19 protein-coding genes and 1 pseudogene are annotated in these 15,397 nt (G+C 42.2%); 16 read left to right on the forward strand and 4 right to left on the reverse strand.

The window, feature by feature from the left end; genetic code table 11:
• The first annotated feature begins 1 nt into the window (after position 1).
• From KSZ58_RS00355 to glyA, 4 genes are read left to right on the forward strand one after another with little or no spacing between them, the layout of a single operon-like run.
• Positions 2–331, forward strand: coding sequence for a hypothetical protein (locus KSZ58_RS00355; protein ID WP_021420417.1), 330 nt, complete (start codon positions 2–4; stop codon positions 329–331).
• Positions 332–342: 11 nt separating this feature from the next.
• Positions 343–1,071: a DUF5131 family protein gene (locus KSZ58_RS00360; protein ID WP_008818198.1), complete on the forward strand. Its 729-nt coding sequence runs from the start codon at positions 343–345 to the stop codon at positions 1,069–1,071.
• Between the two features lie 16 nt (positions 1,072–1,087).
• Positions 1,088–1,462: a phosphate-starvation-inducible PsiE family protein gene (locus KSZ58_RS00365; protein ID WP_002606903.1), complete on the forward strand. Its 375-nt coding sequence runs from the start codon at positions 1,088–1,090 to the stop codon at positions 1,460–1,462.
• Positions 1,463–1,510: 48 nt separating this feature from the next.
• Positions 1,511–2,740, forward strand: a complete 1,230-nt coding sequence (gene glyA, locus KSZ58_RS00370; RefSeq protein WP_008818199.1) for a serine hydroxymethyltransferase — start codon at positions 1,511–1,513, stop codon at positions 2,738–2,740.
• A gap of 414 nt (positions 2,741–3,154) precedes the next feature.
• On the opposite strand, the gene KSZ58_RS00375 is transcribed toward glyA, so the two are convergent.
• Together KSZ58_RS00375 and KSZ58_RS23070 are read right to left on the reverse strand one after the other, a co-directional pair.
• Entirely contained in the window at positions 3,155–3,832 is a 678-nt protein-coding gene (locus KSZ58_RS00375) for a LysR substrate-binding domain-containing protein (protein ID WP_008818200.1), read from the reverse strand.
• Positions 3,833–3,868: 36 nt separating this feature from the next.
• Positions 3,869–3,976, reverse strand: a pseudogene (locus KSZ58_RS23070) (LysR family transcriptional regulator); the annotation flags it as partial.
• A 172-nt stretch (positions 3,977–4,148) separates the two neighbouring features.
• On the opposite strand from KSZ58_RS23070, the gene KSZ58_RS00380 reads away from it, so the two are divergent.
• A complete protein-coding gene (locus KSZ58_RS00380; protein WP_009270183.1) occupies positions 4,149–5,396 on the forward strand; it encodes a cation:proton antiporter in 1,248 nt (415 codons plus the stop codon).
• 149 nt (positions 5,397–5,545) lie between these two features.
• On the opposite strand, the gene KSZ58_RS22430 is transcribed toward KSZ58_RS00380, so the two are convergent.
• Both KSZ58_RS22430 and KSZ58_RS00385 read right to left on the reverse strand, forming a co-directional pair.
• Complete coding sequence (locus KSZ58_RS22430) at positions 5,546–6,226, reverse strand: PTS sugar transporter subunit IIA (protein ID WP_233104347.1); 681 nt, start codon at positions 6,224–6,226, stop codon at positions 5,546–5,548.
• Complete coding sequence (locus KSZ58_RS00385; protein ID WP_233104348.1) at positions 6,216–7,490, reverse strand: PRD domain-containing protein; 1,275 nt, start codon at positions 7,488–7,490, stop codon at positions 6,216–6,218. Before KSZ58_RS00385 ends, KSZ58_RS22430 begins: the two co-directional genes overlap by 11 nt.
• Positions 7,491–7,763: 273 nt before the next feature.
• Here KSZ58_RS00385 and KSZ58_RS00390 point away from each other — a divergent pair, with 273 nt between their 5' ends.
• The 11 genes from KSZ58_RS00390 (at position 7,764) to upp (ending at position 15,395) form a co-directional block, all read left to right on the forward strand.
• Complete coding sequence (locus KSZ58_RS00390) at positions 7,764–8,207, forward strand: PTS sugar transporter subunit IIA (RefSeq protein WP_008818203.1); 444 nt, start codon at positions 7,764–7,766, stop codon at positions 8,205–8,207.
• Positions 8,208–8,220: 13 nt separating this feature from the next.
• A complete protein-coding gene (locus tag KSZ58_RS00395) occupies positions 8,221–8,535 on the forward strand; it encodes a PTS fructose transporter subunit IIB (protein ID WP_009588318.1) in 315 nt (104 codons plus the stop codon).
• 24 nt (positions 8,536–8,559) lie between these two features.
• Positions 8,560–9,651, forward strand: a complete 1,092-nt coding sequence (locus tag KSZ58_RS00400; protein ID WP_008818205.1) for a PTS fructose transporter subunit IIC — start codon at positions 8,560–8,562, stop codon at positions 9,649–9,651.
• Positions 9,652–9,656: 5 nt separating this feature from the next.
• Positions 9,657–10,112, forward strand: a complete 456-nt coding sequence (locus KSZ58_RS00405; RefSeq protein ID WP_008818206.1) for a hypothetical protein — start codon at positions 9,657–9,659, stop codon at positions 10,110–10,112.
• Positions 10,113–10,157: 45 nt separating this feature from the next.
• Positions 10,158–11,429, forward strand: coding sequence for a class II D-tagatose-bisphosphate aldolase non-catalytic subunit (locus KSZ58_RS00410; RefSeq protein ID WP_008818207.1), 1,272 nt, complete (start codon positions 10,158–10,160; stop codon positions 11,427–11,429).
• Between the two features lie 187 nt (positions 11,430–11,616).
• Positions 11,617–12,324, forward strand: a complete 708-nt coding sequence (locus tag KSZ58_RS00415) for an HAD family hydrolase (protein ID WP_009270185.1) — start codon at positions 11,617–11,619, stop codon at positions 12,322–12,324.
• 93 nt (positions 12,325–12,417) lie between these two features.
• The gene (locus tag KSZ58_RS00420; RefSeq protein ID WP_008818209.1) at positions 12,418–12,630 is read left to right on the forward strand and encodes an AAA family ATPase; all 213 of its coding nucleotides are present in this window, start codon (positions 12,418–12,420) and stop codon (positions 12,628–12,630) included.
• On the forward strand, positions 12,593–12,964 hold the full coding sequence (locus KSZ58_RS00425) for an AAA family ATPase (protein WP_021420414.1): 372 nt from the start codon (positions 12,593–12,595) through the stop codon (positions 12,962–12,964). The genes KSZ58_RS00420 and KSZ58_RS00425 overlap by 38 nt, the downstream gene beginning before the upstream one ends.
• A gap of 65 nt (positions 12,965–13,029) precedes the next feature.
• Positions 13,030–13,299: an AAA family ATPase gene (locus KSZ58_RS00430; RefSeq protein ID WP_008818211.1), complete on the forward strand. Its 270-nt coding sequence runs from the start codon at positions 13,030–13,032 to the stop codon at positions 13,297–13,299.
• A 91-nt stretch (positions 13,300–13,390) separates the two neighbouring features.
• Entirely contained in the window at positions 13,391–14,158 is a 768-nt protein-coding gene (locus tag KSZ58_RS00435) for a PD-(D/E)XK nuclease domain-containing protein (RefSeq protein WP_009270186.1), read from the forward strand.
• Positions 14,159–14,774: 616 nt separating this feature from the next.
• The gene (upp, locus tag KSZ58_RS00440; RefSeq protein ID WP_008818213.1) at positions 14,775–15,395 is read left to right on the forward strand and encodes a uracil phosphoribosyltransferase; all 621 of its coding nucleotides are present in this window, start codon (positions 14,775–14,777) and stop codon (positions 15,393–15,395) included.
• Positions 15,396–15,397: the final 2 nt, after the last annotated feature.

Below are 15,397 nucleotides of genomic sequence, written 5' to 3' on the forward strand. Positions count from 1 at the left end.
TATGAGGAAAACTGCAGGAATGCTGCTGTCCCTGGCCGTTCTGTATGTATACGGATACCGTTTGAAGCAGCGTCAGGCTGCCTGTCCCTTTTATAAGGTTTGGCATGGAGATGAAGAAATCATACAAATATGTCTTTCCGGTGTCGTTTCCATTCAGAAAGGGCAGAGAAAGGTATTCGGTTATATCAGCAGCTGTGATGAGATGGAACAGGATATCTGGAAATTTCATGTCAGACTGCGCAGGCACGGCGGTATTCTCTGCTTTCGATATGCAGAGCAGAGTCTTCAGCAGCTTTCTGCGGATGGCAGTGTCCTGCATACATACAGGTGAGGATGAAGTCTATGGCAAATTGGAACCCCTGGCATGGCTGTCATAAGATCAGTGCCGGATGTGAGCATTGCTATGTATACCGGATGGACGAAAGACATGGCAAAGAAACCGGTGTTGTTACCCGTCTGAAGGACTTTGATAAAGTTTTGCACAAAAATCGCAAAGGTGAATACAAGATAGCATCCGATGAAATCGTCTATACCTGTTTTACCAGCGATTTTTTTGTAGAGGAAGCAGATGTATGGAGAGATGAAGCATGGAATATCATGCGACAGCGCAGGGATTTATTTTTCTTTATGATTACAAAGCGGATCGACAGGCTGATGAAATGCATTCCGTATGACTGGGGAACGGGATGGGATCATGTGGGAATCGCCTGTACGGTGGAAACGATGGAGCGCGCAGCGTATCGTCTTCCCATTTATCAGGCAGCACCTCTGCGTCATAAGTATGTGGTATGTGAACCGCTGCTGGAGCCCTTAAACCTGAGGCCCTGGCTGGATGATAGCATTGAAGAGCTGATCGTTGGAGGAGAAAGCGGACCACAGGCAAGGGTCTGCCGGTATGAGTGGATTCTCGATTTGCGCAAGCAGTGTGAGGAAAAGGGCATATCCTTCTGGTTTAAACAGACCGGTGCAAATTTTGTGAAGGACAATATTCATTACCGCATACCGCGCAGACAGCAGCATTTGCAGGCTAAAAAAGCGGATATCAACCTGAATCCGGAAATTATCTTATAATGCTAAGGAGGAAGACATGCACAAAATCAACACAAGACTTGTTAAAATGATGAAGGCCGTTGAGCTTGTGATTGCCGTGTTGTTAATGATCGCCATCGCAATATCAACGCTGGCAACGGTATGCTTTGGGGCGGAGTCTCTTATGAATCAGAGCTTTCAGCTGGATGCTATACTGGAAAAGGCACTGACTCTGGTTGTCGGGGTGGAATTTGTAAAGATGCTGATTCTGCATACACCGGAATCAGTAATCGAGGTACTGCTGTATGCGGTTGCCCGTCAGATCATTATATCGCATGAAAGTGCCATGGAAAATCTGGTAGGAGTGCTGGCAGTGGCACTGATTTTTGTTGTAAAGAAATATTTCCTGATGAACGCAGAACAAAAGAAATGACAATATAAAAATCTGTGGTAAAATAGAGGCATTAAACGGAGGTAGCGTATGAACGATAAGAAAATTCAGGAAGCCATTGAAAGAGAAGCAGAGCGCCAGCTGTATAATATCGAATTGATCGCATCAGAAAATTATGTATCAAGGGATGTACTGGAGGCTGCCGGAAGCATACTGACAAATAAATATGCAGAAGGCTATCCGAGCAAGCGTTATTACGGAGGCTGTGTACATGTTGATGAGATAGAAGAAATCGCAAGAGAGCGGGCAAAGCAGCTGTTTAACGCTGAGCATGCCAATGTGCAGCCGCACAGCGGTTCTCAGGCAAACATGGGCGTATATTTATCTGTTTTACAGCCAGGTGATACCGTACTGGGGATGAATCTGACGGCAGGAGGTCATCTGACACACGGACATCCTTTAAACTTTTCCGGAACGTTGTACAGGTTTGTGGATTACGGTGTAACAAAGGACAGTGAAACGATCGATTATGAGGAGGTGCGCAGAGTCGCATTAAAGGAACAGCCGAAGCTGATTGTTGCCGGTGCCAGTGCCTATCCAAGAGTAATTGATTTTGCGAAATTCCGTGAAATTGCGGATGAAGTCGGTGCATATTTCATGGTGGATATGGCTCATATTGCAGGACTTGTAGCGGCAGGTGAACACCCGAGCCCGGTACCTTATGCAGATTTTGTGACAACGACGACACACAAAACACTGCGCGGACCTCGCGGAGGATTGATCCTCTGTAAAAAAGAGCATGCGGCATTGCTGGATAAAAAGGTGTTTCCGGGTATGCAGGGCGGCCCACTGATGCATATCATTGCGGCTAAGGCGGTATGTCTGCAGGAAGCTATGCAGCCGGAGTTCAAGGAGTACGCAAAACAGATAATTGCAAACTGTGCAGTCATGAGCAATACATTGAAGGAAGAAGGCTTTCGCATTGTAAGCGGCGGAACGGATAACCATCTGATTCTTGTTGATGTGAAATCCTCTCTGAACATGAGTGGAAAGCTTGCGGAGAAGCTGCTGGATGAAGCAGGAATTACCTGCAATAAGAACACGATTCCATTTGAAACAGAAAAGCCGTTTGTGACAAGCGGTATCCGACTGGGGACTGCGGCAATGACAACCAGAGGCTTCAAGGAAAATGAATTCCGTCAGGTTGCCTTATGGATCAGCCGTGTGCTGAAAAATGCAGAGGATGAAGCAGTGCGTGAAGAAGTGCGCAAGGAAGTGCGTGCGCTTACCGTTCAGTTTCCGCTGCCGAATGAGAAATAAGAAAACATGCAATGGGAGCGGACTTGAGTCTGCTCCCATTTCAACAGTTTGCAAGCACTAGAATAAGTATTGTAAATCTGCAAATAGTGCATAATCGTGTAGGTTATGTACACAAAGAAGAGTCTATCCGGATCCTGTATGTCATAAGGCGGTATGTTGAGAAAAGGAAGGAAAAAAGAGTTTTCAATTGCACAGAAAAAGCTCAACTAAAAGGGAAAAGCTTATTGCTTTAAAATCCTAAAAATGGCAAAATGATAAGAACTCCTCAATAATTCTGCTCAGTTGCCAATCAACAGGATGTATTTTATATTTCAAAAGGAATCTGGTGTTAAAAAGCTTTCTTTACCAAGTCGATTCCTGTGAAAATGAAATGAAAAAAAGACATGGGAGTTTTATGATTATTAGATATTGGCTTTAGTGCAGCTTACTGTAGGTCTTTTTCAGTTCAAGCAGAACATCCACATGCTGGAAATCCTTTGGATATACCAGATTGATTTCCCGTATCATGGTAGAATTTGTAATCGGAATGGTTTTCAGCCGTCCCTTTTGCTCATCCTCCCTACAGGCATTATGGGACATGATGGATACCCCCATATTGCTCATGACCAGCTCTTTGATAGTCGCAAGTGAATCTGTTTCAATTAAGATGCGGTAGTTGCGGATAGAGTCACGCTGGGATTCCAGATAGCTTTCAAAAATTTCTCTGGTACCGGCTTCCTTCGACCGCAATATAAAGCTTTCCTCCAATAGCTCATTCATCGACACGCTGCTGCGATTGGCAAGGGGATGCTGCGGAGAAACAATCAAACAGAGATAATCGGTATCCAAAAGAATGGAATGATATTTATCGGAGGTTAGTCTTCCATCAATAATAGCAAAATCTGCTTCATATAATTTCAGTTTATTATAAATATTATTTATGGAATCAGTAATCAGATTTATATGCACATCGCTATGCTCACGACAGTATGCCGCAAGAAGCTGGGGAATATAGTACTCTCCTGCAGTTGGTGTTGTGGCGATATTAAAGCGGTGCAGATGGTTTCTGGCATCCTCTAAAGCCTGATGTGTATTGTTGTAGACAGCCGTCATGCGGTGGGCATACTTGACTAAAATTTCACCCTCCGGCGTTAAAATAAGGCTTTTTTTGCTCCTGTGAAAGATTTTAATCTGAAATTCATCTTCCAGCTGCTTGATCTGGTGACTGATTGCCGGCTGTGTTAAATGCAGCTGCCTTGCTGCTTTTGTGTAGCATCAGCAATCTATCAGAGTAAGCAGGGAAACGATTTTTGTATCCAGCATGTTGCGACCTCCTTATTATAAAATTTATTGATATTTGACTAAATTATTATAATTAGATTTTATCACCGTTCTCTCATATAATCAATGGTGTGAGGAGGCGGTTGTTATGATAGCTGATTTCTTAAAGCAGCAGGGTAATGCAGGAATCATCCTTTCCATCGCCATAATTTTACTGGCGGGATTTCTCTGTACGAGAGTCACAAAAAGGCTGCGTTTTCCTAATGTGAGCGGATATATTATTTCCGGTATTCTGATTGGACCCTGTGTTCTGCAGATGATTCCCGAGGAAGTGGTTGCAGGGATGGATTTCATGACGGATATCGCACTGGCGTTTATCGCCTTTGGTGTGGGTAAATACTTCAAAAGGGATATTCTCAAAAAGCAGGGAAGTAAAATTCTAACAATCACGATATTCGAAGCTTTGACAGCAGGAGCCTGCATTACCATAGCAATGGTAACACTGTTCCGTCTTCCATGGTCATTTTCACTACTGCTGGGTGCCATCGGCTGTGCAACTGCTCCCGCTTCCACGATTATGACGATTCGCCAGTATCATGCGAAGGGAAATTTCGTGGATACCATCCTTCAGGTAACTGCGCTTGATGATGCCGTCGCTTTGATAGCGTTCAGTATATGTACAGCACTTGTGGAATTCATGCATGCGGATCAGGCACTGCAATGGTCACTCATTCTGCTTCCTGTCGTGTGGAATCTGCTTGCTGTCATTCTGGCGGTCGTACTGGCATGGATACTACACCGTATCATCAGTGAAAAACGCTCCAGTGATCACCGCCTTGTATTGGTGATTGCTGTAATTCTAACATTAACAGGGCTTTGCAGCTGCTTTGATATATCACCGCTGTTATCCTGTATGGTGCTTGGCGCAGTATACATTAATTTATCAGGCAACAAAGATCTGTTCCGTCAGGTTAACAGCTTTACACCGCCGATTACGCTGCTGTTCTTTGTTTTATCCGGGATGCGGCTGAATTTATATGCGCTGATTTCCTGTGGCCTGATTGGTGTTGTCTATTTCTTTGTCCGCATTATCGGGAAAGCCTGTGGAGCGTGGGCAGGCGCAAGGCTGTCTCATGCCAGCACTTCTGTCAGACACTATCTGGGACTTGCACTGATACCACAGGCTGGTGTTTCCATAGGGCTGGCTATACTCGGGCAGCGCCTGCTTCCAACTGCTGAGGGTACCATGCTGTCGCTGATCATATTATCCAGTGCTGTATTATATGAGATGGTCGGTCCTGCATGCGCAAAGCTTTCTCTGAAATTATCCGGTAGTATAGAGAGCGATGATGCATCTGTGAATGCTAAGCTAGTAGACAGGGCAAAAACAATATAAAATACCGGTAGGGAAAAACAGGTATAAAAGAGGCCAGTTTCAGTAACTCAGACATGAAATGGACCTCTTTTGCTTTTTTTTGGATTATGATTTTAGTTTGTCTTCAGGTACATTACGAGAATGTTATCTATTTATTCTTTCAGGCATGCTCACAGACCTCTTCCATAAAATATGCCGAGGATTTCCTCTATCGATGCTGCTTTCTGTATTTTTTCTATGAAGTTTTCAGAGCTGATCAAATGGTAGAGGTCTTTTAACAGCCTTCGCATGGTATCCTTCTGCTCAAACGATACAGCGGTAAATAAAATGACACTTACCATGTCATCCCGCCACAGGATTGCATCCTCCAGTGTAATCAAAACAATAGAGGTTTGCTTTACATATTTATCAGAGCCATGAGGAATCGCGATACCGTTTCCAATTTCCGTTGATGAAATCTTCTCTCTGTTTTTCACACTGTCAAAAAATTCTTCTTCTACATAACCCTTTTTCAGGAGGATTTCATTTGCCTTTTTCAGGATGTCCTCCTTTGTCTTACATTTTTCATGAACCAGAATCGTATCAGCACTGATTGCCTGAATAAGATAAGGAAAGCGCGATTCCTTTACATTTCTTATAAGCTTTTCATACGTTTGTTTAATACGCTGAATATCGCCAAAGTCCGCTACCGGTGAAATAACAACAGAAGGAATATCTTTCATATCCAATTCCATCGTGGCGATGATGAAATCAAAATGCCGAAGATACTCTTTTTTTAAATCATGAATATTGATCAGCTCTATAACATCAAAGGTGGGCAGATTGATTTTAATCTGATTTTCAATCAGCATAGCGCTCGCAAGGCCGCAGTTGTATACGACTGCTATTTTTTTTTGACAGGTTGTGCCGCTCCAGTGCTGCCTGAAAGTGAATCAGAATAAATCCGATTTCATCATCAGACAAGGTGAATCCCAGCTTTTTCTCCAGTATGCTGGAAGCCAGTGAAACTACACTGAACATGGCGGTATATTGCTGCTTGATCTGCATAATAAAGGGATGTGTGATTTTTATATTGTTCTTTAGACGGGCAATCATCGGAATAAAGTGTTTCGATAAGCCGTTTTTTAACAACTCATCACTGATAAAGTCTGCGTTGAAGATATCACCAATGGAAGATATCAATTCCGTCACTGTATCTAATATGATGGGAGAGTAATCCGCTGTTTCTTTTCGGTCTTCATGATATACTCCGGACAAGCGTGCATTAACCCATCTAATATCTAAATCATTGACTCTGATGTGGTGCACTTCCTTTAGCCACTGTATGATTTCCTCTGTAATCGGATAGGTCTTCAGCACATGCAGCTCCGTGACAACCGGTCTGGCAGGTGCTTCTGTAATTTCATGTCCTTTTTTGATCCGCTGGATAAATATGGAGTAGGATATAAATATCTGTGCATAATAATTGGTATCCATGCGAAATCCCAGCTTGTCCTGTGCAATTTCAATCATGCTTCGAGCGATTATCTGCAGCTCGTCTGCTACATAGCGTGATAAAATTTTCGTACACAGGGTGAGGTCCATAATTTGATCCTGCTGTGTCAGGGACATAATCTCTTCAAAAATAAACTTACGCTTTGCACTGCGAATACGCTGCTCCTTTGCCTCAATACGCGTCCCGGCCTTTGTGCGAAGCAGTAAGATGTCCTGCTGTAGCAGCTCCTGCTCCACCTTTTCCAAATCCTTCACAATGGATGTGGAGCTTATACAGAATTCATCGGATAACCTGCGTACAGAAATGCTTTCATCCAGCATTAACAGCTTTTCCATTATTTTTTTGCGTCTGCATTCACTTGTAAGGCTGTCTCCTGCAGTTCTCTGGATAGACTTTTGAAGCAGCTTTACAGCGCTTTGATCTCCTTCCATACGGATACCAACCCCATGCTTTGCCGTGATATCCAATTCGTATTCCTTCATGTGATAACGCAGCTCTGTAATATAATTTGAAATTGTTTTATTTGAAACCATGAGCTTTTCTGCGAAATAACTGGTCTTACGATAATCACTTTCTTCCAGTAACAGATTTAAAAACTTAGATAGTGCAGATGTTTTCATTTGATTTCTCCTCCTGCTTTATCATGATAGAATTTCCCATTAACATAATAGAATGATTTTGAGGAAAAAGAAATAGCAACTTGCTTCTGTTTATAGTAGAAAATAAAATACACGTCGATATAGAGTGCCATAGATAGGTGCTTTAAATTGAATGCAGGAAATAACACAGCAAACATAGCTGTGTGTTTTTATTTCCACAACTTGTGGAAGACGGTTGGTATTTCAAAAAAAATTGCAGAACTATACAATGAGGGCGTAGAAAGGAGTGGTCAAATGTTTGAACCGGAAATTGTGAAGGTGTCCAGCACAAGGTTTGAAACAAAGGAAGAAATCATTACGTATCTGAGTCAAAAGGCGGGACATGCTAAAAAAATCAAGAATGTTAAAAGCTATGTCGATGCAGTACTGGATCGTGAGTCCACGGCATCAACTGCTGTGGGATTTGGAATTGCGATTCCACATGGTGAATCCGATGCGGTTACGGAAACCTTTGTAGCCTGTCTGCATCTGCTGCACCCTGTTCAATGGGATCACGATGAGGTTGATCTCGTATTTATGATAGGTGTCCCGCTTTCCAGTAGAAACAAAGAGCACCTGCGTATACTGGCAATGCTGAGCCGACACCTGATGAAGGAGGCGTTCCGTAAGGAGCTGCGCAAAATAAGAACTGATCAGGAATTTTATGAGTGCATTAAATTCCTGGAGCATGAAAATTGAGGAGGAAAACAAAATGAAAATTGTAGCGGTTGCCGCATGTACCATCGGTATTGCACACACATACATGGCGCAGGAAGCCATCGAACAGGAGTGCAAAAAGCGCGGTTATGAATGCAAGGTGGAAACACAGGGCGGTATGGGAATTGAAAATGAACTGGATGAGGATGAAATAGCAGCTGCAGATGCCGTTATTCTGGCGATTGCCATCGGTATCGAGGGGGAAGAACGGTTCGAGGAAAAGGAAGAAGAGGGGAAAATCATTAAGATTGACCCGTCCGTAGTCATACGGGATCCGGCTGAAATCATTGATCAGGCAGAGAAATTATAAAATTAAATAAAGTGAGGAGAGCTTATGTTTAAAAATTTAGGAAAAGATTTAGTTAAGGCATTTAACACAGGGGTATCATACTTTCTTCCGGCAGTTGTAATCGGCGGTGTATTTCTGGCATTCGCATTGGCAACCGGAGAAGCGGGCAGTGACGGCATGAAGGTGACAAACGGCTTTATGCAGAATATCAATACAATCGGTTCCGCAGGTATGGCGATGATGATACCGATGCTTGCCGGTTACATCGCATATTCACTCGCAGGAAAGCCTGCGCTTGCCCCGGGTATGATTGTGGGCTATATAGCAAATAATCCGGTGGGAGAAAACAATGTATCCACAGGCTTTCTGGGAGCCATGATTATGGGGATTCTGGTGGGATATGTATGTAAGTGGATCAAAAGCTGGAAGGTGGGACCGACAATAAAATCCATCATGCCCGTCCTGATTATTCCGATTGTTTCCGCTTTGATTTGCTGCCTTGCATATCTTTACATTCTGGTGGGTCCTCTGGGTGCATTGATGAAGGCATTAACCGGTATGCTGAGTGGCATGCAGGGAGGAAGTGCGATTCTTCTGGGAATCGTGATTGGTGTGATGACCGCCTTTGATATGGGTGGGCCGATAAATAAAACTGCATCTGCCTTTACGATGGCTTTGATGGCGGAAGGACTGTATGGACCTAACGGCGCATTCCGCGTCGCTGTGGCGATCCCTCCTCTGGGTCTGGCATTATCCACCTTCATTTCCCGAAGAAAATACGATAATGCGGAGAAGCAGCTGGGGGTGACCAGTGCGTTTATGGGACTGATTGGTATTACAGAGGGGGCAATACCGTTTGCAGTAAAGGATATCAAGCATGTTTTACCTGCCATTATGGGTGGAAGTGCAGTTGGAGCCGGTCTTGCGATGATGCATGCAATTGAATGCTACGTTCCCCATGGCGGGATGATTGTTGTTGCGGCTACGAATAAGCCATTATTATATACACTGGATATGGCAATCGGCGTTGTTGTCACAGCATTGCTTCTAATGCTGCTGAAACCGAATCTCGAGAATAAGGATAAAAAAACAGAGAAGCTGTCTGTAACTGAAGATAATAAAGCATCTGTGAAATAGGCTGTATGAAGCAAATTGTAGTATTGGGAACAGATTTGGACACGGCAATGGCTTACGGAGTGCAGCACGGCGCTTCACAAATGTATTTCACGTTCATAGGGGATGAGAATGCAGAAGAAAATATTATGAGGAATGAAGATAGAAGCAAACAGCTGGAGAAAGCAGGATTACGCTTTAAATGTATAAGAAGCAAACAAGAGCCGCAGGATTGCTATGCTCTTGTTCATGCGGATGAGGTGCTGCTTGGTATATTCAAAGAACAGCAGGATTCATATAGGGACTATTTAAAAGCAGTACTGCCAATGCGGGCCAAAACAAATGCCGGACAGCCGTTATCTATACGGTATAAGAAAAAATACAAAGCGAAAGTGCTGTACTTTATGAATGAGCTTTATCAGGCTATGCAGGAAGAGGAAGCTGAATGGTTTCATCAGATGGTGAACATGCAGGAGCTGGTATAGTCAAATGAATGAAATGGAAGTCGAAAGGAAATGGAGATAGAAATTATGAACAAATTACCAATCAAGAAGGTAGTGGAAGGCTTATTGAAATTACAGGATACAGGAGAAAGTGCAACGCTTCTGGGCATTGGGCCGATGTCACCGAATCTGTTGCAGGCAAGCTTTGAAATTGCGAGGGATTATGATTTTCCTTTAATGTTCATTGCCAGCCGGAATCAGGTGGATGCAGATGAATTAGGCGGCGGCTATGTAAACGGCTGGAATCAGAAACGCTTTCAGGACGATATACGCGCAGTTGCTGAGCAGGTTGGCTTTGATGGCTTGTATTATCTGTGCAGGGATCATGGAGGACCATGGCAAAGAGATAATGAGCGGAATGCACACCTGAGCGAGGAGGAGGCCATGAGGCTGGCACGACAGTCTTATCTTGCGGATATTGAAAACGGCTTTGATTTATTGATGATTGATCCGACAAAGGATCCCTTTGAAATTGGAAAGGTGATACCTCTGGATGTTGTTTTGCAGAGGACAGTGGAGCTGATTGCTTATTGTGAGGAAGAACGCAAGCGTAGAAATTTACCGGAAATAGGGTATGAGGTCGGAACGGAGGAAACAAATGGCGGTTTGACATCGACAGAAAAATATCGCGAGTTTATTGAAAAGCTGGAAATAGAGTTGAAGGTTAAGGGACTGCCGATGCCTACCTTTATCGTCGGGCAGACAGGAACACTGACCAGAAAAACAGAGCAGGTAGGAACATATAATTTCCATAATGCATATGATCTGGCTGCCATGGCAAAAGCATACGGTGTCGGATTAAAGGAGCATAATGCAGATTATCTGGATGATGTAACTCTGCTGGAGCATATTCCTGCAAATGTAACGGCAAGCAATGTCGCACCGCAGTATGGAACAGAAGAGACAAGAGCATATCTCAAGCTGTGCGAGGTTGAGGATATTCTGAAAAAGGAAGGACTGCTTGAAAAAACTTCTTCGTTAAGAAAGACATTGCTGGTTAAGGCGATAAAAACAGAGCGTTGGAGAAAATGGATGATCGGGGAACAGCGCAATCTGCAGGTTGCCGATATTTTGAAGGATGAACAGCTGTCACTGGATGTTCTGGATATCGCAGGACACTATGCATTCAATGATGCGGACGTAAAGAAAGAGCTGCGGATACTGTATGAGAATCTGGCGAAGCATCATATTGATGGACAGCGGTTTGTTGTTGATCATATCAAGAGACCGCTGCAGCAGTATGCGGAATGCTATCATCTGAAGGGAGTTACCAGCAGAGTTCGCAGAATAATCGAATAATATGATGAAACAGGAGTCGAAAGGGTTGTTTGACTTCTGTTTTTGCTTGCTTGTGCAATGCTGCAGGGAATATAGGAGTACATATACCTCCTGCATATATAAAGCTTGACGTATGTGTGTAATCTGGATACAATCACCATAGCGGGTACATTGTCAAACACAGAAAAGAATACAGGGAGGAAACAGAATGAGTGAAGGATTAAAACATATATGCTTTGATTTAGATGATACGCTGTATGAACAGATTGCACCTTTTCGACAGGCGTTGCTTACTATTCAATCGGTATCAAATGAGCAGATAAGAAGAATTTATAAAAGCTTTCGCATCCGTAGCAATGAATTGTTTTTTCGGCATCAGAATAAAGAGATATCTTTTGAAGCCATGCAGATTGGACGCATTCAGCTTGCATTAAAAGACCATGACATTTTGATTATGGATGAGGAAGCGTTAAAATTTCAAGCTGCTTATCAGAGGGGTCAATATGAGATTTCATTAAGTGATACGCTAGTGGAAATACTGGATTATTTGAAAAGCAGGGATGTAAGAATCAGTTTGATAACCAATGGACCGTATGAGCATCAGCTGAAGAAAATAAGGAGTCTTGGTCTGGGGAAGTGGATAGAGGAAAAGGATATGATCATTTCATCCGCGGTAGGCATCTCGAAACCGGATGAACGTATTTTCCATATGGTATGTGAAAGCGGGCTGTATGTCGGAGATTCTTATGAAAATGATGTAATCGGTGCGAAGAAGGCAGGCTGGGATGTTATCTGGCTGAATAAATACGGACAACAGGAAGCTGATCAAAAAGCTGATTTTACCGCGCGGGATGAAAGAGAACTGCAATCACTCTTACACAATTTCTTTGATTTTGATGGAAGCTGTATGTGTTAACGAATGTGGTCAGTTGTCATGAAATACATTTATTTTCATGGCAGTTGCTATCTGTTTGGGATATAATAAACCTATAGAATAGGAGATGATTGTATGAAGCAAATACCTATTGGAATAGAGAATTTTAAAGAGCTGATAGATAAAGATTATTATTATGTTGATAAAACTTTATTTATTAGTGATGTATTAAAAGAAAAGGTTGCTCTTTGTACCAGGCCACGCCGATTCGGTAAAACCTTGAACATGAGTAGGCGCTGCCCGCCCAGGCGTGTTATATTATTTCTTTTCCATTCGCCAAGCGGATAATGCATATCTATTTGATGGATTAGAAATTTCAAAAAATAAGGAAGCAATGCAGTATCAGAATCAATATCCTGTTATTTTTATGTCATTGAAGGATCTAAAAGATTTATCATTTCAAGATCAGTTAAATAATTTTCAAATTATCTTAAGTGAAATTATAAGCAGGAATGAAGAATTGCTTATCAGTGAGCATTTGGATGAAATGGATAGAGATTTATTAAAGAGATATAAAGCAGGTACAGTAAATAAAGCACAGCTTCAGAATGGACTACGATTTCTAAGTAATTGTTTAGAGAAGCATTGGAAAAAAAAGGTTGTTCTTTTGATTGATGAGTAGGCGCTGCCCGCCCGTGGCGTGATGTTCCTCTACAAAGCGCCTACCTGAATGGTTATTATGATGATATGGTTGTTTTTCTAAAAAATATGTTCAGTGCAGCATTAAAAACTAATGATGCGGTGGAGAAAGGTATATTGACAGGTTGTTTAAGAATAGCGAGAGAATCTACACCACTGGCGGGCTTTAGCCTTTTCACAGGATTGAATAATTTTAAGGTCATTACTATTTTCGATGATACATCCAATCAGCAATTTGGATTCACACAAAAAGAAATGGACTCACTATTATCAGATTATCAGGCAGAGGCATATCGGGATAAAGTGAAGGAATGGTAGGCGCTGCCCGCCCATGGCGTGACGGATACCAGTTTGGTAGCTGTGATATCTACACTACTAGTGGGCAGAGCCTAATCCATGGAGTGTTTTAATGTATATAGAAAAGCTGAATAAGACGCATCTGCATGAGCCGGAATCGTTCTGGGCGAACACCAGTGGTAATGATATTATTTACCGGTATATAAAAGAAGCAAATCCCAAAATGCGGGAAGAGTTTGATATACTGGTATCCGGTGGAGTGATAGAAAAACCAATCAAGGATACGATAACCTATAGGGAAATGGATCAGATAAACAACGTTTACAGTTTTCTGTTATTTACCGGTTATCTAAAGGCAATTAAATGTGTTGATAATGAAAAAAGGATGTATCGGTTATCAATACCCAATAAGGAAATCAAGCAAATCTATGTGTCTATATTCAGTGAATGGTTCAATGAACAGGTAGAACATAATGGTACATCTTTTGTAGAGGCGTTACGGAAAGAACAGATAAGGAATGCAACTGAAATATTAAATAACGTATTATTTCAAAGCATCAGCTATTTCGATTATGATGAGAAATTCTATCATGGACTTCTGCTTGGAATGTTGAATGACTATATAGTGGCTTCAAATAAGGAGTACGGTTTAGGCAGAGCGGATATTGCAATTCTGCCGCGTTCTATCATGGATAGAGGACTGATATTGGAGTTAAAAATTGCGACATCAATGGCAGAAGTAAGATCAATGGCGCAAAAAGCCTGTGAGCAAATCCGGCAGAAGAAATATATGGAGGGGCTGTTAGCGAATGGATATGAGGATGTGATTGGATACGGTATTGCATTTTATAAAAAATCGTGTGTCATTACAAAGGTATAGTGAGATGAAGCTGTAATCGTGGATAAATGAAAAGGGAAATTCTTCAATATGGGGATTCTCTTTTTTTATGTATTGCTGATAAGCTTGAGAAAATTTGGATTAAGATGCTTGCTTTTCCTTTAACATGAACTGCTCGTTGCAAGATAGATGAACGTTTAAAGATAGCAGGGTACCGTGCATACATATTGTACTACTTATAGCATATTATTTCTATCTATAGTAAATTGGCATTGAAGTTAAGCGAATGATGATTTAGATAACACAATATTTATAACATATGTAATGTATATACCGTAATTTCTAAAATTATTTGTTGTGGGATAAATTCCTATACTAAAATTCACAAAGAAAAAAGTGCGCAGCGCTTTTACGTATTGCTTCTGGATATTAGTCACTGAAAAACATAAAGAATAATCATTTCCAGTGCATACATAATATATAGGAAAGCACTTGAAAAAGGTGGTGAAAAAATGCACAAAAGGGGGAAAAAGCAGGGTGTTCATGGTATAATAAAAACAACGTGGCCAGAATTTATACAATTCGTTTGAATTGTCTGTCTACTGTTGGAACGGATTATGGTACGCTATATCCGTATTGATTATGTAAGGAGATTATTATGCTGAAAGTCTTACAACATCCATTGATTACGCATAAGCTGACACAGATGCGTAAAAAGGAAACCGGAACAAAGGATTTCCGCCAGAATCTGGATGAGATCGCAGGTCTGATGGCTTACGAAATTTCCAGAGATTTCCCGCTTCAGCCAGTCGAAATCAACACACCTGTCGCAAAGACCACAACCTATGAGCTTGCGAAGGAAATCGTACTGGTACCGATTCTACGTGCAGGTCTTGGTATGGTGAATGGAATCTGTGATTTGATCCCTACCGTCAAGATTGCACATGTGGGGCTGTATCGTGATGAAGAAACACTGGAGCCTCATACATATTTTGAAAAGTATCCGAAGGAAGTAAAGGACGCTATCGTTATGATCGTTGATCCGATGCTGGCAACCGGAGGAAGTGCAATCGCCGCCATTGACATGGTAAAGAAACAGGGCGCTAAGAATATCCGCCTTGTCTGTCTGGTCGGAGCTCCGGAGGGTGTAAGGGCCGTGGAAGAAGCACATCCGGAAGTGGATATCTATCTTGCGGCACTGGATGAAAAACTGAATGAAAAAGGGTATATCGTACCCGGACTTGGAGATGCAGGAGACCGTATTTTCGGTACGAAGTAGTC

It is taken from the genome of Erysipelatoclostridium sp. DFI.2.3 (genome assembly GCF_019132535.1).
Classification (GTDB): Bacteria; Bacillota_I; Bacilli_A; order Erysipelotrichales; family Erysipelotrichaceae; genus Clostridium_AQ; species Clostridium_AQ innocuum.